Raw genomic sequence first — 18,173 nt, 5'->3', positions numbered from 1 at the left:
GGTGCCGCCGGTTCAGTGAGTGGCGATCCAGATCAGCAGGCCGGCCTGGAACACCGCGAAGGCGGTCAGGCAGGCGATGGTGAAGCGCAAGCTGGTGTCGTCGCGGCGGTAGTGGTTGATGCGCTGTTCCAGTTGGCGGATCTCCGCATCCTGGGCCTGCAGGGTCTGCTCGGCCTGTTCCAGCATCGCCGCGGCGTCCAGCAGCGGCACGATCTGCACCTTGTCCTTGTGCCAATCGCTGTGCAGCTCGCTGACCCGGCCGGCGCTGTAGCGGGCCTTGAGCAACCGCTGGTCCTCATAGCTGACGTCGAAGCCCTGGGCGCGGATGAAATGGTCGCGGCGCAGGCGTGCGTCTTCGGTCAGGCCATCCTTCAGCGCCAGTGCGCCGCCTTCCACCTTGTAGTGGGCCCAGCGTCGTTGCGCCCAGGCGATCGCCTGGGCCAGCAGGAAACGGCCCAGCCCGCGGTTCAAGGGTTCAAGGCTGAGCCCGGCGTCCGAGCCGAAACGCACTTCCTTGTTGCGATGATCGGCCCAGACCTCCAGCAGGTTCTGCTCCTTGCGCAGCATCAGGCCTGGCACCTGGATGCTCAGGCGCAGCAGGCTCTGGTCCGCGCTGTGCCGTTCGACCCTGCCGAGCTGGACGAAGCGCAGGGGGCGGGCGCCGGTCGCGCGGTCGGTGGGCAGCGGCGCCAGGCGGAGCAGGCGGAAATGCTCCGGCGCCAGTTCGGCCCAGGGGTGCGGCGGTTTCTTCTCGGCTTCTTCTGCGGCCGGTTGGGTATCGCTATCGATCATCGGACATCCTCTGGCCGGCCGCCTTCACGGGCCGGCTTTCAGAACTTGTCGGCGCGGGAAGCGATTTCTGTAGCGGCTCAGCGGCCTTTTTCCGCGTCTGCGCCGCGCAGGATGAAGCGGCTGACCGCCTCGACCAGTTGCCGGGCCAGCGGCAGGTTCGGGTCGTTGTAGGCGGAAAGCTGCTGCAGACCGGTGCTCGGGGCGATCCGCAGGATGTGGTTCATGCCGTCGATGAGCACCAGTTGCGAGTCGGGCTTGGCCCGCTGGAGCGCCTTGGCGTCGGCGACGCCGACCTGGATGTCATTGCGGCCCTGGACGATCAGGGTCGGGATGCGCAGGCGGCCGAACGCGCGGGCCGGGTCTTCGCGGAACAGCGAGATCAGGTACGGCTGCACGCTGGGTCGGAGCAGGCTGGAGAGCGCCGGCGGGATATCGCTGCGGGTCTCGCCGGCCTTCAGCGAAGCCAGCACCGAGTCGGCCTGGCGCAGTTGCGCCGGCGGCAGGCGACCGCGCAGTTGCTCGCGCAACACCCGGTCGATGGGTTGGCCGCTGCCGGCGATGGCGATCAATTCCTCGGCCGGCGTGCGAGGCGCCGCCAGGCTGGCGATCAGCGCGCCTTCGCTATGGCCGACCAGGATCAGCCGGGAGAAGCGCGGGTCGCGGGCCAGCCGCTCGCTCCAGGCGACCACGTCGTCGACATAGGCGCCGACGCTGAGGTCTTCCTCGCGCGGCGCCGCCGCCAGGCTGCGGGCGACTCCCCGCTTGTCGTAGCGCACGCTGGCGATTCCGCGTTCGGCCAGGGCCTCGGCGAGACGCAGCAGGTAGCGGTTGTTGCCGCCGAAGGGGTTGTTGCCGTCGCGGTCGGTGGGACCGGAGCCGGCGACCAGCAGGACCACCGGCGGCGGCACGGCGCTGCGCGGCAGCAGCAAGGAGCCGCGCAGCACGCCGTGCCCGGTGTCCAGGTCGTAGGGGCGGTGCAGGATGCTGTTGGGAGCGGCGTGGGCCAGGCTGGCGAGCAGGCAGAACAGGGCGAGGAGGGCGCGCGGCATGGAGGTCTTCATGGGCCGATGATAGCGCTTTGATCGCGTCCTCCGGGGAAGGTTCGCAGGCCCGTCCTTGACGGGTATACTCCGCTGTCTTTCCCTCTCGTCCTCACGCGGAGCCTCGCATGTCCGGCAACACCTACGGCAAGCTCTTCACCGTCACCACCGCAGGCGAAAGCCACGGCCCGGCGCTGGTCGCCATCGTCGATGGGTGCCCCCCGGGGCTGGAACTGTCCGCCCGGGACCTGCAACGCGACCTCGACCGGCGCAAGCCCGGCACCAGCCGGCACACCACCCAGCGCCAGGAAGCCGACGAGGTGGAGATTCTTTCCGGGGTGTTCGAGGGCAAGACCACCGGCACGCCGATCGGCCTGCTGATCCGCAACACCGACCAGAAGTCCAAGGACTACTCGGCGATCAAGGACCTGTTCCGCCCGGCCCACGCCGACTACACCTACCACCACAAGTACGGCGTGCGCGACTACCGCGGCGGCGGCCGTTCCTCGGCGCGCGAGACCGCCATGCGCGTGGCCGCCGGGGCTATTGCCAAGAAATACCTGGCGGGCCTGGGCATCCAGGTGCGCGGCTACATGAGCCAGCTCGGGCCGATCGAGATTCCGTTCAGGAGCTGGGACAGCGTCGAGCAGAATGCCTTCTTCAGCCCCGACCCGGACAAGGTGCCGGAGCTGGAGGCCTACATGGACCAGTTGCGCCGCGACCAGGATTCGGTCGGGGCGAAGATCACCGTGGTCGCCGAAGGCGTGCCGCCGGGCCTGGGCGAGCCGATCTTCGACCGCCTGGACGCCGAACTGGCGCATGCGCTGATGAGCATCAACGCGGTGAAGGGCGTGGAGATCGGCGCCGGCTTCGCCAGCATCGCCCAGCGCGGCACCGAGCACCGCGACGAACTGACCCCGCAAGGCTTCCTGTCGAACAATGCCGGCGGCATCCTCGGCGGGATCTCCTCCGGCCAGCCGATCGTCGCCCACCTGGCGCTGAAGCCGACCTCCAGCATCACCACTCCCGGGCGCTCGATCGATACCGCCGGCGAGCCGGTGGACATGATCACCAAGGGCCGTCACGACCCGTGCGTCGGCATCCGCGCCACGCCGATCGCCGAGGCGATGATGGCCATCGTCCTGCTCGACCAGTTGCTGCGCCAGCGTGGGCAGAACGCCGACGTGCGCGTCGACACGCCGGTCCTGCCGCAGCTGTGAGGGCTGTGGCAGGCCGCGGTGCGGGACGGGTGAACGGCGGATCGTGACCAGCGCGGTTCCCTACTGGCGCCTGTCCAGCTTCTATTTCTTCTATTTCAGCCTGCTCGGCGCCACGGCGCCGTTCCTCGCCTTGTATTTCCATCACCTGGGCTTCCCCAGCCCGCGCATCGGCGAGCTGGTGGCGATTCCCATGCTGATGCGTTGCGTCGCGCCCAACCTGTGGGGCTGGCTGGGCGACCGCAGCGGCCAGCGCCTGGCCATCGTGCGCTTCGGCGCGGTATGCACAGCGCTGGGCTTCTCGCTGATCTTCGTCAGCCACAGCTACGCCTGGCTGGCCTTGGTGATGGCGTTGCACGCGTTCTTCTGGCACGCCGTGCTGCCGCAGTTCGAGGTCATCACCCTGGCCCACCTGCGCGAGCGCAGCGCCAGCTACAGCCGGATTCGCCTGTGGGGCTCGATCGGTTTCATCTGCACCGTGGTCGGTCTCGGCGCGCTGTTCGAGCGCCTGAGCCTGGATGTCTACCCGGCGACGCTGCTGGGTATCATGCTCGGCATCGTGCTGTGCAGCTGGTGGGTGCCCAACGCCCAGCCGGCCCATCGCGAACCACGCGAAGGCGAGGGCGGCTTCCTCGCCCAGTTGCGCCAGCCGGGCGTGCTGGCGTTCTACCTGTGCGTGTGCCTGATGCAGCTGTCCCATGGGCCGTACTACACCTTCCTGACCCTGCACCTGGAATCACTGGGCTACAGCCGGGCGCTGATCGGTCTGCTCTGGGCGCTGGGGGTGGTCGCCGAGGTCATGTTGTTCCTCGCCATGCCACGCCTGCTGCAACGTTTCAGCCTGCGCCAGGTGCTGGCCGCGAGCTTCCTGCTGGCGTCGCTGCGCTGGCTGCTTCTCGGCAACCTGGCCGACAGCCTGGCGCTGCTGGTCTTTGCCCAGACGCTGCATGCCGCCACCTTCGGCAGTTTTCATGCGGCTGCCATCCATTTCGTGCAGCGTAGCTTCGGCCCGCGCCAGCAGGGTCAGGGCCAGGCCCTGTATGCTGCGCTGGCCGGTACCGGCGGAGCCCTGGGCGCGCTGTATTCCGGCTATAGCTGGAACAGCCTGGGCCCTGCCTGGACCTTCGCCATCGCCAGCCTGGCAGCCTTGCTGGCAGCCGCTATCATCAGTACCCGTTTGCAAGAGGTGCGGGCATGAACGACAACCGTGAACAGCTGACCCAGCAGATCATCGACGCCGGCCGGTTCCTCTACGGCCGCGGCTGGTCGCCGGCAACCAGCAGCAACTACTCCGCGCGCCTGGACGAACAGCGCGCGCTGCTCACCGTCTCGGGCAAGCACAAGGGCCAGTTGGGCTTCGACGACGTGCTGGTCACCGACCTGGCCGGCAACAGCCTGGAACCGGGCAAGAAACCCTCGGCGGAGACCCTCCTGCACACCCAGCTGTATGCCTGGAACCCGGCGATCGGCGCGGTGCTGCATACCCACTCGGTGAATGCCACCGTGCTTTCCCGCCTGGTTCGCGGCGACCGCCTGGTGCTGCAGGACTACGAACTGCAGAAGGCCTTCGCCGGGGTCACCACCCACGAAGGCCAGGTCGAGGTGCCGATCTTCGACAACGACCAGGACATCGCCCGCCTGGCCAGCCGCGTGCAGCCCTGGCTGGAGGTGCATCCGCACTGCCCGGGGTATTTGATCCGCGGCCACGGGCTGTACACTTGGGGCGCGCGCATGAGCGATGCCCTGCGTCAGGTGGAAGCTTTCGAGTTTCTGTTCGAGTGTGAACTGAAAGTACTGAGTCTGAGCCGATGAGCAGCCTTACCGTCTATCACGAGAACCAGCCGGAGCAGCCGCTGAAGCTGCTGACCCATGCCGAGGACATCGCTTCGACCCTGGCCGAGGTCGGCGTCCGTTTCGAACGCTGGGAAGCCGCCGCGCCGATCGCCGCCGGCGCCAGCCAGGACGAGGTGATCGCCGCCTACGCCCACGAGATCGAGCGGCTCAAGCGCGAGCGCGGCTACATCACCGTGGACGTGGTCAGCCTGAACAGCGACCACCCGCAGAAGGCCGAATTGCGCGCCAAGTTCCTCGACGAGCACCGCCATGGCGAAGACGAGGTGCGCTTCTTCGTCGCCGGGCGCGGCCTGTTCGTCCTGCATATCGAGGAGCATGTCTACGCCGTGCTCTGCGAGCGCAACGACCTGATCTCGGTGCCGGCCGGCACCCGCCATTGGTTCGACATGGGCGAGCACCCGCATTTTGTCGCCGTGCGCCTGTTCAACAACCCGGAGGGCTGGGTCGCCCAGTTCACCGGCGACGACATCGCCAGCCGCTTCCCCCTGCTGGAAGACTGAGCGAGGCACCGTCCCATCCGTCACCATCCGCGCCCCCGGTCCTGCCGGGGGCGGTTTCATCCGGAGTCCGCATGACCATCAAAGCCATCCTCACCGACATCGAAGGCACCACCAGCGCGGTCAGCTTCGTTTTCGACGTGCTGTTTCCCTATGCCGCCCGGCACCTGCCGGACTTCGTCCGCGAACACGCCGGGGAGCCCGAGGTAGCCGCGCAACTGGCGGCGGTGCGTGCCGAGAGCGGTGAGGCGGACGCCGATGTCGAGCGGGCGATCGCGATCCTCCTGCAATGGATCGCCGAGGACCGCAAGGCGACGCCGCTGAAGGCCCTGCAAGGCATGGTCTGGGCCCAGGGCTACCGCGACGGTCAATTGAAGGGCCACGTCTACCCGGACGCGGTGCAGGCGCTGCGCGAGTGGAAGGCCCGTGGGCTGGACCTGTACGTCTATTCCTCCGGCTCGATCCAGGCGCAGAAGCTGATCTTCGGCTGTTCCGAGGCCGGCGACCTGGGCCCGCTGTTTTCCGGCTACTTCGACACTACCAGCGGGCCGAAGCGGGAAAGCGCCTCCTATGCGCGGATCGCCGGGGCCATCGGCCTGCCGGCCGCGGAAATCCTTTTCCTTTCCGACGTGGTGCAGGAGCTGGATGCCGCGCGCGACGCGGGCATGCGCACGCTCGGCCTGGCCCGCGAAGGCGGCAGCCTGGACGGCCATCCGACGGTGGCCAGCTTCGCCGACATCCTCGTGGAGTGAGCGCGCCGGCTATCCTGAGGGAACACTCTTGCTCGGGAGCATCGCGCCATGGGTTCCACCCTCAGCGGGCTGATCAGCCTGGTCATCCTGGCCCTGGATATCTGGGCCATCGTCAACATCCTGAAAAGCGCTGCGGAAACCGGGATGAAGATCATCTGGGTCCTGGTGATCATCGTCCTGCCGGTGCTCGGCCTGATCATCTGGGCCATCGCCGGCCCGCGCGGCAACGTCAGGCTGTAGCCTCCCGCCGCGGCGCTAGCCGCCTGCGGCGTAGTGGTGCCACAGGTGGATGGCGGCGTAGGCGCGCCAAGGCCGCCAGGCCTCGGCGCGGGCCTTGAGGCTGCGCGCATCGATGCCTTGCGGCCCCCAGACCGTGGATTTCAGCAGGCCGAGGTCGGCGGCGGGGAAGGCGTCGGCTTCGCCCATGGCACGCAGGGCTATGTATTCGGCGGTCCAGGGGCCGATGCCGGGCAACGCGCAGAGGCGCTCCACCAGCGCCTCGGGGCCGTCCGCCAGGTCCAGGCTCAGCTCTCCCGAGGCGATCGCCGCGGCGAAGCGTTGCAGCGTCTGTACCCGCTTGCCGGGCATGCCGATGCCGTCGAGGTTGGCTTGCGCCAGCGCGGCGGGTGTCGGGAACAGGTGGCTGATGCCGTCGTAGCCGAGATTTTCCAGCGGCTCGCCGAGGCGCTGGATCAGGCGCCCGGTGATGGTCACCGCGGCCTTCACCGTGACCTGCTGGCCGACGATGGCGCGCACCGCCTGTTCGAAGGGGTCGAAGGCCACCGGCAGGCGCAGCCCCGGATTGGCGGCCACCAGCGGGCCGAGCAGGGGATCCCCGGCGAAATGCCGGGCGATGGTGGCCGGGTCGCTGTCCAGGTCGAACATCCGGCGGACCCGTGCCTCGAGTTCGGCGGCCAGGGCATGGGCGGACGGGCTGAGGCTCAGCGCCAGGACCTGGCGTTCCGCCAGCGGTCGCACCTCGAACCAGGCCGGGCGGCCGTTGGCCCGGAAGCTGCGGGCATAGTGGTCGTCGCCCAGGCTTTCGACACCGGCGAGCAGGCGCAGGGCGAAATGCTGGTGGAACTGGCGCCATTCCCAGGGCGACTGGTAGGGCAGGTGCAGGACGAGGGGAGAGGTAGGCTGGCTCATGGGCAGACGATACCTGTCCGGCGCAGCCGGCGCCATCCGCCGGCGGGGTTCGACCTGTCATTGCCGCCAGCGTAGAATGCGCGCCTTTCTTCGCGGCGCGGGCAAGTCCCGCTGCCAGATTGCAGCCTTACCAGGGAGATCCCGGCCCATGAGCGATTATCAGGAAACTCTGTACCAGGGCTACGGCCAGCGCTTCAGCATCGACAACATGCTGCATGAGGTGCGCACCGAGCACCAGCACCTGGTGATTTTCGAAAACGCCCGGATGGGCCGGGTGATGGCGCTCGACGGAGTGATCCAGACCACCGAGGCCGACGAGTTCATCTACCACGAGATGCTCACCCACGTGCCGATTCTCGCCCACGGCGCGGCCCGGCGCGTGTTGATCATCGGCGGTGGCGACGGCGGCATGCTGCGCGAGGTGGCCAAGCACAAGAGCGTCGAGCGGATCACCATGGTCGAGATCGACGGCACCGTGGTTGACATGTGTAAGGAGTTCCTGCCCAACCACTCCCAGGGCGCCTTCGACGACCCGCGGCTGAACCTGGTGATCGACGACGGCATGCGCTTCGTGGCTACCACGGAAGAACGCTTCGACGTGATCATCTCCGACTCCACCGACCCGATCGGCCCTGGCGAGGTGCTGTTCTCCGAGAACTTCTACCAGGCCTGCCGGCGCTGCCTGAACGAGGGCGGCATCCTGGTCACCCAGAACGGCACGCCGTTCATGCAACTGGAGGAAGTGCGCACCACCGCCGCACGTACCGACGGGCTGTTCGCCGACTGGCATTTCTACCAGGCGGCGGTGCCGACCTATATCGGCGGCGCCATGACCTTCGCCTGGGGCTCGACTCGCGAAGGCCTGCGTCGCCTTCCGCTGGAAACGCTGCGCCAGCGCTTCCGCGACAGCGGCATCGCCACCCGCTACTACAACGCCGATATCCACCTGGGCGCGTTTGCTCTGCCGCAGTATGTGCTGCAGGCCATCGGCAAGCAGGACAACGACTGACGCTTCACCAAGAAGGGCCGCAAGGCCCTTTTTCATGCGTCGCTCCGACATCCCCTGTTACTGCCAGCTAACATTTTTTTCACAATCGATCCGGGAAAATCTGCGCGCTTTTTTCCGTTGCCATGGCTATAAATGGCAGTTTTGTCCTTGAGTGCATCGAATGCTGACCAAACGATTGCGCCAGAGCGGCGTAGTAGTCTCCTGCCTGCTCGGTAGCGTCCTCTTCATCGCCCTGGCCTTCCTCGGCTGGCAACGTTTCGCCCCGGCGGCCATCGTATCCGGCTGGACCTACCGGGTAGTGCTCGAGGACATTCCCCACGTCAGCGCCCTGGCCCGCGACCCGGACGGCCTGCTTTACGTGAGCCAGGAGTTGCAGGACGGCAAGGGCCTGGTGTTCCGCATCGCCGCCGATGGCAGCCGCGATACGGTGCTCGACGGGCTGTCCAAGCCCGACGGCATGGCCAGCTTCCGCGACGGCATCGCGATCAGCCAGGAGCAGGGCGCCTCGCCGGTGTTCTGGTGGCATGCCCAGCAGGCCCGGCCGCTGTTCGACGGCATCCAGGTGGAGGGCGTCGCCAGCGACGGCCGCTACCTGTACGCCGCCGAGGATCGCGACCTGGACGGGCGGATTCTCCGCTACGACCCGGAGACCGGCGGACTGACGGTACTGCGCGAGGGATTGCAGCGCTCCGAAGGGGTGGCCGCCTGCCCGGACGGAAGCGTCTTCTACACGGAAAAGAAACGTGGCCACGTCATGCGCCTGCATGAGGGGGCCGAGGACGAGGTGGTGCTGAACGGACTGAATGCACCGAGCTTTTTGCTGTGCGACAGCGAAGGCCTGTGGATCACCGAGGACTCGACGCATAACGCGCGAGCCTTGCTGCTGCCGCCCGACGGGCCGCTGCAGGTGATCGTACGGCGCCTGCGTTCCGCACAGTCCTTACTGCCCATCGGGCCCGGCCGCTACCTGCTGGCCGAGCAGGGGCGGGACCGCATTCTCGAAATCGAACGACAGAAGAGCGAATTGTAAACATGGACCAAACGGAAGTCCGAACCACCCAATCGCCCCCACGGCTGTTCCAGCCCACCATCCGCAGCCACCTGGCGTTCACCGCGCTCAGCGCGCTGGTGCTGCTGGTCATGTTCAGCCTGCTGCGCCTGGCCTTGCTGATCTACAACCGCGAACTGATCGGCGCGACCCCGGCGAGCACCTTCCTCGAGGCGTTCGGCAACGGCGTGCGTTTCGACCTGCGGGTCGTCGTCTATGCCGTGGCGCCGCTGGTGCTGTCGCTGTTCGCGGTACGCGCGATGGCCGCTCGCGGCCTGTTCCGTACATGGTTGACGCTGTTCGCCAGCATCACCCTGTTCCTCGGCGTACTCGAACTGGACTTCTACCGCGAGTTCCACCAGCGCCTGAACAGCCTGGTCTTCCAGTACATGTCGGAAGACCCGAAGACCGTCATGAGCATGCTCTGGTACGGCTTCCCGGTGGTCCGCTACCTGCTGGCCTGGGCCTTCGCCACCTGGGTGCTGTACCGGGTGTTCAAGGCCATCGACCTGGCGACCCGCCCGAGCCAGCGCAAGCCGCGCGAAGACAGCGTGATCGCCCGGCCGAGCGCTGCCGCGCCCTGGTACGTGCGCGGCGTGGTGCTGTTCCTCTGCGTGCTGGTCTGCGTCCTCGCCGCCCGCGGCACCCTGCGCCAGGGCCCGCCGCTGCGCTGGGGCGATGCCTTCACCACCGAATCCATGTTCGCCAACCAGTTGGGCCTGAACGGCACCCTGACCCTGGTCAAGGCGGCCAAGGAGCGCTTCTCCGAAGACCGCGCGAACATCTGGAAGGCCACCCTGGACGACAAGGTCGCCCTGGAGACCACCCGGCAGATGTTGCTGACCCCCAACGACAAGCTGGTGGACGCCGATGAGGCCGCGGTGCGCCGCGAGTTCACCCCGCCGGCGGCGAATACCCTGCCGATCCGCAACGTGGTGGTGGTCCTGCTGGAAAGCTTCGCCGGCCACTATGTCGGCGCCCTGGGCGCGCCGGGCAACATCACGCCGTATTTCGACAAGTTGTCGAAGGAAGGCCTGCTGTTCACCCAGTTCTTCTCCAACGGCACCCATACCCACCAGGGCATGTTCGCCACCATGGCCTGCTTCCCCAACCTGCCGGGCTTCGAATACCTGATGCAAACCCCGGAGGGCGGCCACAAGTTCTCTGGCCTGCCGCAGTTGCTCAGCGCCCGCCAGTACGAGGACGTCTACGTCTACAACGGCGATTTCGCCTGGGACAACCAGTCCGGCTTCTTCAGCAACCAGGGCATGACCACCTTCATCGGCCGCAACGACTATGTCGACCCGGTGTTCTCCGATCCGACCTGGGGCGTCTCCGACCAGGACATGTTCGCCCGTGGCAACGAGGAACTGGACAAGCTGGCGAGCACCGGCAAGCCGTTCTATGCGCTGTTGCAGAGCCTCTCCAACCACGTGCCCTATGCGTTGCCGAAGGACCTGCCGGTGGAGCGCGTGACCGGCTACGGTTCGCTCGACGAGCACCTGACCGCCATGCGCTATTCCGACTGGGCGCTGGGCCAGTTCTTCGAGAAGGCGAAGAAGTCGCCGTACTACAAGGACACCCTTTTCGTGGTGGTCGGCGACCATGGCTTCGGCAGCCCCGAGCAGCTCACCGAGATGGACCTGCACCGCTTCAACGTGCCGCTGCTGCTGATCGCCCCCGGCATCCAGGAGAAGTTCGGTACCCACCTGCCGACCGTCGGTACCCAGGTCGACATCGTGCCGACCATCATGGGCCTGCTCGGCGGCGAGACCGTCCACCAGTGCTGGGGCCGCGACCTGCTGAACCTGCCGGAAGGCGACAAGGGCTTCGGCGTGATCAAGCCGTCGGGCAGCGAGCAGAACGTCGCCATCGTCTCCGGCAACCGCATCCTGGTGCGGCCGAAGGACGGTGACGTGCGCGTCTACGATTACCAGCTGGGCGGCGATGCCAAGGCGGTGATCACCAAGGACGTGCCGGACCAGGCCGAGCTGCAGAAGAAGCTGGAGTCGTTCATCCAGACCGCGACCAAGAGCCTGCTGGAGAATACCGCGGGCGTGGTACATGGGATCCCGGACAAGGACTGACCCGTAGCAAGCATGTGAAAGGGGCCTTCGGGCCCCTTTTTTTCGGCGCCAGGTCGCAGCGTCTTGCGTTGCCGGTGCCGAGGCGGCCACCCTGCCCGATAGCGTTCAGGGTGTATCCGTCTGCTGGCTTTCCAGCCAGCGCAGGACTTCGGCGGTGGCCTGGATCAGGTCCGCCGGTATGTACTGGTCGACATTGCCGTCGCGCAGCAGCGCCCGTGCCAGCGGAACTCGTTGCAGCACCGGGATTCCTTCTTCCTCGGCGATGCGCCGGACCCGCAGGGCCAGGGCGTCGGTGTGCTTCAGGGTGATCAGCGGCAGGGGTGTTTCGCCGCGTCGATAGCGTATGCCGATGGCGACGTGGGTCGGGTTGGCGACGATCACCGAGGAACGCCGGACATCCGCGCGCAGGTTGCTCGATTGCAGTTCCTGATGGAATTGCCGGCGCTTGCTCTTGATCTCCGGGCTGCCCTCCATCTCCTTGTACTCGCGCTTCACTTCGTCCTTGCTCATGCGCAACTGCTTGTAGTGCTGGTGGCGTTCGAAGGCGTAGTCGGCGACGGCAATCGCCAGGAAGCCGACCGCGCAGACCAGCATCAGTTGCCTGAGCATCAGCCCGCTCACCGGTGCCACGCAGTCCAGCCCGCAGGCGGGAATCCGCAGGAGGCTGGCCAGGTTGCCCTGCAAGGTCAGCCAGACCAGCAGGGAGAGCAGGGCGACCTTCAGGGTCGACTTGAGGAACTCCACCAGGCTCCGGATCGAGAAGATCTTCTTCGCGCCCTCCACCGGGTTGATCTTCTTCAGGTCCGGCTTGACGCTGTCGAGGCTGAGCAGGAAGCCGTACTGGCCGACATGGCTGAGCACCACCACCAGCGCCGCGACCAGCAGGACCGGCGCCAGCAGGTAGAGGAGTTCCTGGAGAAGGTTCTCCAGGATGGTCTCCAGCGCCTGGCGAAACGGCAGGTCGATGTACTCGGCGGGCAGCAGGAGCAGCTTGCCGAGATGCTCCAGGTAGTAGTCGGAAAAGCCCATCAGCAGCGCCACCAGCGACAGGATCAACGCGCTGGAGACAATTTCCTTGCTCTTCACCACCTGGCCCTGCCGGCGGGCGTCGCGCAGCTTCTTCGCCGTGGGCTGCTCGGTCTTCTCGGCGCTCATGGCGTCTCCAGCACGGGACGCAGCAGGCGCAGCGGGTCGACGGCGAGCAGCAGGGCATCGTAGGCGTGCTCCATGAGGATGCCCAGGTAGAGCACCAGCAGCAGGCTGGCGACCAGGCTCTTGATCGGCATGGCGAGGATGAACACGTTCAGCGACGGGGCGAAGCGGCTGACCAGCGCCAGGCCGAACTCGGCGAGGAACATGGCGATCAGCAGCGGCGCGGCGAACAGCGCGCAGAGCATCAGCATCTGCGAGAACTGCGCGTAGAAGAATGCCACCCATTGGCTGCCGAACTGCGGGAAGAAACTGCTCACCGGCCAACTGGCATAGCTCCTGAACAGCGAGCCGACCAGCGCGAGGAAGGCGCCGCCGGAGAAGAACAGGGTGATCAGCGTCTGCGTCAGCAGCAGCCCGGTGGGGCTGGTCTGGCTGCCCAGGCTGGGGTTGAGGGTCGAGGCGAGTGCCGCGCCACGCTGGTTGTCGATGATGAAGCCGGTCGCTTCCATGGCCCAGAAGGGAATGGTGGCGACGAAGCCGATGAGCAGGCCGAGCAGCACTTCCTTGCCGATCAGCAGGGCGATGTCCAGCGCGCCGAGGGCCGGCGGCAGGCTGCCGGCGACGATCGGGTAGGCGAACAGCGCCAGCGAGCAGGCCACGCCGTTGCGCACCAGGCCGCCGCCCAGGGTCTGCTTGGCCAGCACCGGCAGGACCACGAAGCAACTGATGATCCGCGGCAGCAGCAGGCTGTAGGTCAGCAGCAGTTGCTGCAGGTCCTGGACGCTCATCGCACCAGCGGCACCTTCAGCAGGGTCATTTCGGCGAAACGGTACAGCTCGCCGCCCAGCCAGCCGCTGGTGGCGAACAGTACCACCACCACGGCCACCAGCTTGGCGACGAAGCCGAGGGTCTGCTCCTGGATCTGGGTGAGTGCCTGGACCAGCGATACCAGGGTGCCGATCAGGGCCGCGACCAGTACCGGCGGCAGCGACAGGACCAGCACCAGCCACAGGGTCTGGTTGGTGAAGTGGAGGATGTCGGCGCTGCTCATGGTCAGCCTCCGTAGCTGATGACCAGGCCGTGGGTCAGCCGCGCCCAGCCGTCGAGGAGGACGAACAGGAGCAGCTTGAACGGCAGGGAAATGGTCATCGGCGACACCATCATCATGCCCATCGCCAGGAGGATGTTGGAGATGATCAGGTCGATGGCGATGAAGGGCAGGTAGATCAGGAAGCCGATCTCGAACGCACGGGTCAGTTCGCTGACGGTGAAGGCCGGCAGCAGGATCAGCAGGCTGTCCGGGTCGAGCCGCTCGGCGTATTCGCTGGGCCAGACCTGGCGGGTGCTTTCCATGAAGAAGGTGTGTTCGCGCTCCTGGATCTGCCGCTTGAGGAAGTTCCGGTAGGGCGCCATGCCCTCGTCGAGAAAGCGTTCCACCGATGCCGAGTCGCTCAGGCTGACGTCGTGGTTGCGCAGGTAGTCGCGGGTGGCGAAGCCGACCGGTGCCATCACGTACAGGCTGAGGATGATCGCCAGCCCGTACATCGCCATGTTCGGCGGAATCTGCTGGACGCCCAGAGCGTTGCGCAGCAGCGAGAAGACCACGGTCATCTTGATGAAGGAGGTCGCCATCACCGCGATGAACGGGACCAGCGCGAGCAGGGCCAGGCCGAGGATCAGGCCGAGCTCGTCGGGCAACTGGATCATGCTTCGTCGTGTCCGAACAGGCGGGTTACGCGCACCCCGAGCCGGTCCTGGAGCCTGACCAGTTCGCCGATACCGAGGCAGCGCTGGTTGGCGAGGATGCGCACTTCGCCGTCCAGGGCACAGTCGAGATCGAGCAGCGAGCCTGGCTGCAGGGTGGAGAGGGTATGCAGGTCCAGGGTGCGGCGGCCGACCTCGAAGCTGACCGGGATCGGCAGTTGGTCGAGTTCGTGCAGGTCCTCGCTGTCGGCGAGGGAGGGGATGTCGTGCATGTCGAGCAGTTCCAGTTGCGTGGAGTGGAGTTGGCAGCGCGCCCAGGGGCGTCCTTCGAGAACCCCCAGCAGCGCTGCGTCGGGGCGATGGCCGGCAGGCAGCAGCAACAGGTCGCCGGGCTCCAGGGTGCGCAGCTCGCCGGCGTCCAGCGGCAGGCCGGGCCATTGCAGCGACAGGCGCAGCGGTATGGCCAGGCGTTGCGTCGAGGGGCGCGGCGGCAGGCGTGCCAGCAGCGTCGCGGGATCGCCGTCGAGCCAGAGCGCCAGGCGCTGGTCGTCGCGTTCCAGGCTCAGGCGCAGGCCCATCGCAGCGCGTGGTTGCGCCGGGCTCAGGCCGTACCAGACCAGGCCGGGAAAGACGTTGCCTTCGCGCTCCAGCAAGGCCAGTTGCAGGGCCGCCGGCAGGCTGGCGAAGGCTGCCTCCTGCAGGTTCGGCGCGAGCCAGCGGGCCAGCGCCGGAGCCTGGCAGAGAAAGCGCAGGGGCAGGCCGTCCCACGCCAGGCTCAGTTCGAGATCGACGTCGGGGGCGGCCTGGGCGATGTCCAGGCGCGCTTGCAAAGCGTTGCCGACATAGTGGCGACGGCAACGTGCGAGACGTCGCTGGAGATCCAGTTCGGCGCGGCTGGCGAGCGGCAGGTCGAGGTCCGTACCGTTCATTCGGCTTGCCACTCTTCATGCAGGTAGCGACGTTGCCGCGAGCGCTGGCCGCTGTCCTGCTGCTGATTGAAGGTGAGTTGCACCGGTTGTTCCGGATGCAGCCGTTGCAGGCGTTCGAGCAACTCGCCACGGGCTTGCTGGAGCAGCGCCAGGCTGCCGGGGCTGGCACTGATCTCGATCTGCAACTGGCCATGGCCATGCAGGACCTGCACCTCCACGGCGCCGAGCTGGGGCAGTTGCACCTGCAGGCGCGCCGCATGGCTTTCGGCTGCGCTGGCGACCTGGATGCGCCCCTGCACGGCATCGAGCAGGCGCGCGAGATCGGCCAGCGGCAGTGGCCGGCTCCCGCTCGATGCCAGCAGGCGTGCCAGCAGGCGGTCGCCGGGGGTTTGCATGGCAGGCAGTGGCACAGGCGCTTGGTCGTCGGGGGGCAGTGCGGATGGATCGGTTTCTCCGGGTTGCCGACGCTCCTCTCCGCGGCCTTCGCCGCCCGCTGTCGGCGCGGGCGGCGAAGCCTGGGCACTGGCCTGCGCCGTGGGCGCGACCTCGGCTGCGGCTTTCGCCGGGAAGCCGGGGCCGGGCTGCGGCCGCTCATGCGTCCGACCTGCGATTTGCGGGTGGGAGGACACCGGCACCAGCGGCGGTTCGTCGACCGGAGGCGCCGAAACGCTGGCCGGCTCCCGGGCTTGCGTGGACGCCGCGACGCGCGCGGAGACCGCCGGCGCTTGCCGTGCTACCGATCCGGACGGCGACACTGTTGGCGTTGGCGTTGGCGTTGGCGTTGGCGTTGGCGTTGGCGTTGGCGTTGGCGTTGCGTCCGCGGCAACTGGCACGGGGGCTTGCCGAGTGGTCGGCGGCCGGTCGGCGGCAGGCGCCGCGGGCTGGTCGGCGAGAGGCGTCGAGGTCGGCGCGTCGGCTGTCGCGGCGGGCTCTTCGGCCTCTGTCGTTTCGTCGCCCTTGTCGAACGGTGGCCTGGGCGCCGGCGGTCGGTGCGCGGGCAGGGCCTGTTCGAAGGCGATCTGCTGCGCGCGCAGCGGCGGAAGGGGGGCAGGGGTGTCGGACGACACGAGCGGAGCCGTATCCACGGCGTTCAGCTTGAGCATGGCCAGGTCTCGTGGCGGGTGAATTCTTCCAGTTCGCCTTCCTCGCTGCGTTCGCGCAGCCCCTGGCGCTCGGCGTCGACGTGGCGCTCCAGTTCGGCGAACTTCTCCAGTTGCCGCTGGCGTTCCAGCAGTTCTCGCCGGCACTGCCGCAGGCGCTCGCGCTCCCCTTCGAGGCGCTGCGCGGCCTCGGCGCAGTCCTGTTCCAGGCCGGCTTCCTTTTCCCGCAGCAGCCCTACCTGCTGCTGCCAGGCTTCCAGGCGCCGGCGGTCGAGCATGGCCGCCTGGCAGGCGAGAAACAGCCGTTGCTCTTCGGCCAGTCGCCAGTCGCGGTAGTCCCGTTGTGCCGCCTGGCGCTCGGTGTGTTCCTGCGCCGCGGCGCGAACCCGTAGCAATTGGCGGCCCTGGGCGCGCTCGGCCCGGTCCAGGCGCAGGCGTCGGACGCGCAACAGCAGCGCCAGGCTCATGCGCAGAGGCTCCGCAACTGCGCGCAGGCCTGTGCGTAATCGCTGGTTTCGTGGGTACCCTGGCGCAGCCACTGGCGGATCGCCCCGATCTTCTCGATGGCCTGGTCGGCTTCGCTGTCCTGGCCTTTCTGGTATTCGCCGATCTTCAGCAGCAACTCGACTTCCTCGTACTTCGCCAGCCATTCGCGCAAGCGTCCGGCCGCATGGCGCTGATCGTCGTCGACGATCTGGTTCATGACCCGGCTCACCGAGTGCAGCACGTCGATGGCCGGATAGTGGTTGGCGGCGGCCAGCTTGCGCGACAGCACGATGTGCCCGTCGAGAATCGAGCGGGTCTCGTCGGCCACCGGCTCGCTCATGTCGTCGCCTTCCACCAGCACGGTGTAGAGCGCGGTGATCGAGCCCCGCTCGGATTGCCCGGCACGCTCCATCAAGCGTGGCAGCGCGGCGAACACCGATGGCGGATAGCCGCGGCGGGTGGGCGGTTCACCGGCCGCCAGGCCGATTTCGCGCTGGGCCCTGGCGAAGCGGGTCAGCGAGTCCATCAGCAGCAGGACGCGGCGTCCCTGGTCGCGGAAATACTCGGCGATGCTGGTGGCGACGAAACCGGCCTTGGCGCGCTCCATCGCCGGTCGGTCGGAAGTGGCGACCACCAGCACCGAGCGGCGCAGCCCCTGTTCGCCGAGGTCGCTTTCGATGAACTCGCGGACTTCGCGACCGCGCTCGCCGACCAGGGCGAGTACCGTCACATCCACCTCGGCATTGCGCACCAGGCTGGCCAGCAGGGTGCTCTTGCCGCCGCCGGCGGCAGCGAAAATGCCCATGCGCTGGCCTTCGCCGCAGGTCAGCAGGCCGTCGATGGCGCGCACACCCAGCGATAGCGGCCGCTCTATCAGGCGCCGGCTCATCGGCGGCGGGGCATCCCGGTAGACCGGATACCAGGCCGCCGGCTCGGCCGGCGGGCTGCCGTCGAAGGGGCGGCCGAGGCCGTCGAGCACCTGCCCGAGCAGGTGCTCGCCAACCGCCACGCGATGCATGCCGCCGGTAGGGCTGACCTCGGTGTTGGAGGAAACCCCGAGCATCTCGCCGAGCGGGGTGAGCAGCGCCTGGTGCTGCTGGAAGCCGATGACCTCGGCGAGCAGCGCCAGGCTCTGGTCGGGATTGCGCAACTGGCAGAGTTCGCCGATGCGCACGCCGGGCACCACGGCCTTGAGCAGGGTTCCGGTGACCTGGGTGACCCGCCCGCGGATCTGGATCGGCCGGCAGCCTTCGATGGCGTGGCGCATCCGGACGATGAGAGGAGAGAGAGGCGCGGGCATGGCGGATCGGTTCGGCTGGAGTCGGCGCGCACTATAGAGAAAGCCTCGCGCGACGAA

General features: G+C 67.6%; 20 protein-coding genes. 9 read left to right on the top strand and 11 right to left on the bottom strand.

The window, feature by feature from the left end; translation table 11 throughout:
• Positions 1-12: 12 nt before the first annotated feature.
• Together AC4OR5_RS16545 and AC4OR5_RS16540 are read right to left on the bottom strand one after the other, a co-directional pair.
• Positions 13-792, bottom strand: a complete 780-nt coding sequence (locus AC4OR5_RS16545; RefSeq protein ID WP_003087649.1) for a hypothetical protein — start codon at positions 790-792, stop codon at positions 13-15.
• A 77-nt stretch (positions 793-869) separates the two neighbouring features.
• Positions 870-1,853, bottom strand: a complete 984-nt coding sequence (locus AC4OR5_RS16540; protein ID WP_003132885.1) for an alpha/beta hydrolase — start codon at positions 1,851-1,853, stop codon at positions 870-872.
• A gap of 107 nt (positions 1,854-1,960) precedes the next feature.
• On the opposite strand from AC4OR5_RS16540, the gene aroC reads away from it, so the two are divergent.
• From aroC to AC4OR5_RS16510, 6 genes are all read left to right on the top strand, one after another.
• On the top strand, positions 1,961-3,052 hold the full coding sequence (gene aroC, locus AC4OR5_RS16535) for a chorismate synthase (RefSeq protein WP_003087653.1): 1,092 nt from the start codon (positions 1,961-1,963) through the stop codon (positions 3,050-3,052).
• Between the two features lie 43 nt (positions 3,053-3,095).
• Entirely contained in the window at positions 3,096-4,247 is a 1,152-nt protein-coding gene (locus tag AC4OR5_RS16530) for an MFS transporter (RefSeq protein WP_003087654.1), read from the top strand.
• On the top strand, positions 4,244-4,861 hold the full coding sequence (locus tag AC4OR5_RS16525; RefSeq protein WP_058160701.1) for a methylthioribulose 1-phosphate dehydratase: 618 nt from the start codon (positions 4,244-4,246) through the stop codon (positions 4,859-4,861). Before AC4OR5_RS16530 ends, AC4OR5_RS16525 begins: the two co-directional genes overlap by 4 nt.
• Positions 4,858-5,403 carry a 1,2-dihydroxy-3-keto-5-methylthiopentene dioxygenase gene (locus AC4OR5_RS16520; RefSeq protein ID WP_003087656.1) on the top strand — a complete coding sequence of 182 codons (546 nt, stop codon included), beginning with the start codon at positions 4,858-4,860 and terminating at the stop codon, positions 5,401-5,403. The genes AC4OR5_RS16525 and AC4OR5_RS16520 overlap by 4 nt, the downstream gene beginning before the upstream one ends.
• 71 nt (positions 5,404-5,474) lie before the next feature.
• Positions 5,475-6,152: an acireductone synthase gene (mtnC, locus tag AC4OR5_RS16515; protein ID WP_058160699.1), complete on the top strand. Its 678-nt coding sequence runs from the start codon at positions 5,475-5,477 to the stop codon at positions 6,150-6,152.
• Positions 6,153-6,200: 48 nt separating this feature from the next.
• The gene (locus AC4OR5_RS16510; protein ID WP_003103184.1) at positions 6,201-6,392 is read left to right on the top strand and encodes a PLDc N-terminal domain-containing protein; all 192 of its coding nucleotides are present in this window, start codon (positions 6,201-6,203) and stop codon (positions 6,390-6,392) included.
• A gap of 15 nt (positions 6,393-6,407) precedes the next feature.
• Here the strand turns inward: AC4OR5_RS16510 and AC4OR5_RS16505 are convergent, their stop codons facing one another.
• Positions 6,408-7,301 (bottom strand): DNA-3-methyladenine glycosylase family protein, encoded by an 894-nt coding sequence (locus AC4OR5_RS16505; protein ID WP_058160697.1) that lies wholly within the window; start codon positions 7,299-7,301, stop codon positions 6,408-6,410.
• A gap of 148 nt (positions 7,302-7,449) precedes the next feature.
• Here AC4OR5_RS16505 and speE point away from each other — a divergent pair, with 148 nt between their 5' ends.
• The 3 genes from speE (at position 7,450) to AC4OR5_RS16490 (ending at position 11,445) form a co-directional block, all read left to right on the top strand.
• Positions 7,450-8,310: a polyamine aminopropyltransferase gene (speE, locus tag AC4OR5_RS16500; protein ID WP_003103196.1), complete on the top strand. Its 861-nt coding sequence runs from the start codon at positions 7,450-7,452 to the stop codon at positions 8,308-8,310.
• Positions 8,311-8,470: 160 nt separating this feature from the next.
• On the top strand, positions 8,471-9,340 hold the full coding sequence (locus tag AC4OR5_RS16495; RefSeq protein ID WP_058160695.1) for an NHL repeat-containing protein: 870 nt from the start codon (positions 8,471-8,473) through the stop codon (positions 9,338-9,340).
• Between the two features lie 2 nt (positions 9,341-9,342).
• Positions 9,343-11,445, top strand: a complete 2,103-nt coding sequence (locus AC4OR5_RS16490; RefSeq protein WP_003122869.1) for an LTA synthase family protein — start codon at positions 9,343-9,345, stop codon at positions 11,443-11,445.
• A gap of 105 nt (positions 11,446-11,550) precedes the next feature.
• Here AC4OR5_RS16490 and pscU read toward each other — a convergent pair whose 3' ends face one another.
• The 8 genes from pscU to pscN are packed head-to-tail and all read right to left on the bottom strand — an operon-like array spanning position 11,551 to position 18,116.
• On the bottom strand, positions 11,551-12,600 hold the full coding sequence (pscU, locus tag AC4OR5_RS16485) for a SctU family type III secretion system export apparatus subunit PscU (RefSeq protein ID WP_003087668.1): 1,050 nt from the start codon (positions 12,598-12,600) through the stop codon (positions 11,551-11,553).
• The gene (pscT, locus tag AC4OR5_RS16480; protein WP_003132884.1) at positions 12,597-13,385 is read right to left on the bottom strand and encodes a SctT family type III secretion system export apparatus subunit PscT; all 789 of its coding nucleotides are present in this window, start codon (positions 13,383-13,385) and stop codon (positions 12,597-12,599) included. The genes pscU and pscT overlap by 4 nt, the downstream gene beginning before the upstream one ends.
• Complete coding sequence (gene pscS / locus AC4OR5_RS16475; protein WP_003087672.1) at positions 13,382-13,648, bottom strand: SctS family type III secretion system export apparatus subunit PscS; 267 nt, start codon at positions 13,646-13,648, stop codon at positions 13,382-13,384. The genes pscT and pscS overlap by 4 nt, the downstream gene beginning before the upstream one ends.
• 2 nt (positions 13,649-13,650) lie before the next feature.
• Positions 13,651-14,304, bottom strand: a complete 654-nt coding sequence (gene pscR, locus AC4OR5_RS16470) for a SctR family type III secretion system export apparatus subunit PscR (protein WP_003087674.1) — start codon at positions 14,302-14,304, stop codon at positions 13,651-13,653.
• On the bottom strand, positions 14,301-15,230 hold the full coding sequence (pscQ, locus tag AC4OR5_RS16465; protein WP_058160693.1) for a SctQ family type III secretion system cytoplasmic ring protein PscQ: 930 nt from the start codon (positions 15,228-15,230) through the stop codon (positions 14,301-14,303). Before pscQ ends, pscR begins: the two co-directional genes overlap by 4 nt.
• Positions 15,227-16,333 (bottom strand): type III secretion system needle length determinant PscP, encoded by a 1,107-nt coding sequence (pscP, locus tag AC4OR5_RS16460; RefSeq protein ID WP_073651162.1) that lies wholly within the window; start codon positions 16,331-16,333, stop codon positions 15,227-15,229. Before pscP ends, pscQ begins: the two co-directional genes overlap by 4 nt.
• Positions 16,321-16,797 carry a type III secretion system central stalk protein PscO gene (pscO, locus tag AC4OR5_RS16455; RefSeq protein ID WP_003087688.1) on the bottom strand — a complete coding sequence of 159 codons (477 nt, stop codon included), beginning with the start codon at positions 16,795-16,797 and terminating at the stop codon, positions 16,321-16,323. Before pscO ends, pscP begins: the two co-directional genes overlap by 13 nt.
• Complete coding sequence (gene pscN / locus AC4OR5_RS16450; protein ID WP_019371912.1) at positions 16,794-18,116, bottom strand: SctN family type III secretion system ATPase PscN; 1,323 nt, start codon at positions 18,114-18,116, stop codon at positions 16,794-16,796. The genes pscO and pscN overlap by 4 nt, the downstream gene beginning before the upstream one ends.
• Positions 18,117-18,173: the final 57 nt, after the last annotated feature.

It is taken from the genome of Pseudomonas sp. YA1, assembly GCF_058680555.1.
The sequence above is the reverse complement of the archived record's forward strand: the minus strand, read 5'-3'. Positions and strand labels throughout refer to the sequence as shown.

Coding starts and splice junctions, on each gene's coding strand:
- pscN (WP_019371912.1), bottom strand. CDS start 18,116: ATGCCCGCGCCTCTCTCTCCTCTCATCGTCCGGATGCGCCACGCCATC.
- pscT (WP_003132884.1), bottom strand. CDS start 13,385: ATGAGCGTCCAGGACCTGCAGCAACTGCTGCTGACCTACAGCCTGCTG.
- mtnC (WP_058160699.1), top strand. CDS start 5,475: ATGACCATCAAAGCCATCCTCACCGACATCGAAGGCACCACCAGCGCG.
- AC4OR5_RS16520 (WP_003087656.1), top strand. CDS start 4,858: ATGAGCAGCCTTACCGTCTATCACGAGAACCAGCCGGAGCAGCCGCTG.
- pscP (WP_073651162.1), bottom strand. CDS start 16,333: ATGCTCAAGCTGAACGCCGTGGATACGGCTCCGCTCGTGTCGTCCGAC.
- AC4OR5_RS16540 (WP_003132885.1), bottom strand. CDS start 1,853: ATGAAGACCTCCATGCCGCGCGCCCTCCTCGCCCTGTTCTGCCTGCTC.
- AC4OR5_RS16490 (WP_003122869.1), top strand. CDS start 9,343: ATGGACCAAACGGAAGTCCGAACCACCCAATCGCCCCCACGGCTGTTC.
- speE (WP_003103196.1), top strand. CDS start 7,450: ATGAGCGATTATCAGGAAACTCTGTACCAGGGCTACGGCCAGCGCTTC.
- AC4OR5_RS16525 (WP_058160701.1), top strand. CDS start 4,244: ATGAACGACAACCGTGAACAGCTGACCCAGCAGATCATCGACGCCGGC.
- AC4OR5_RS16505 (WP_058160697.1), bottom strand. CDS start 7,301: ATGAGCCAGCCTACCTCTCCCCTCGTCCTGCACCTGCCCTACCAGTCG.
- pscO (WP_003087688.1), bottom strand. CDS start 16,797: ATGAGCCTGGCGCTGCTGTTGCGCGTCCGACGCCTGCGCCTGGACCGG.
- pscR (WP_003087674.1), bottom strand. CDS start 14,304: ATGATCCAGTTGCCCGACGAGCTCGGCCTGATCCTCGGCCTGGCCCTG.
- AC4OR5_RS16495 (WP_058160695.1), top strand. CDS start 8,471: ATGCTGACCAAACGATTGCGCCAGAGCGGCGTAGTAGTCTCCTGCCTG.
- pscU (WP_003087668.1), bottom strand. CDS start 12,600: ATGAGCGCCGAGAAGACCGAGCAGCCCACGGCGAAGAAGCTGCGCGAC.
- pscS (WP_003087672.1), bottom strand. CDS start 13,648: ATGAGCAGCGCCGACATCCTCCACTTCACCAACCAGACCCTGTGGCTG.
- pscQ (WP_058160693.1), bottom strand. CDS start 15,230: ATGAACGGTACGGACCTCGACCTGCCGCTCGCCAGCCGCGCCGAACTG.
- AC4OR5_RS16510 (WP_003103184.1), top strand. CDS start 6,201: ATGGGTTCCACCCTCAGCGGGCTGATCAGCCTGGTCATCCTGGCCCTG.
- AC4OR5_RS16545 (WP_003087649.1), bottom strand. CDS start 792: ATGATCGATAGCGATACCCAACCGGCCGCAGAAGAAGCCGAGAAGAAA.
- aroC (WP_003087653.1), top strand. CDS start 1,961: ATGTCCGGCAACACCTACGGCAAGCTCTTCACCGTCACCACCGCAGGC.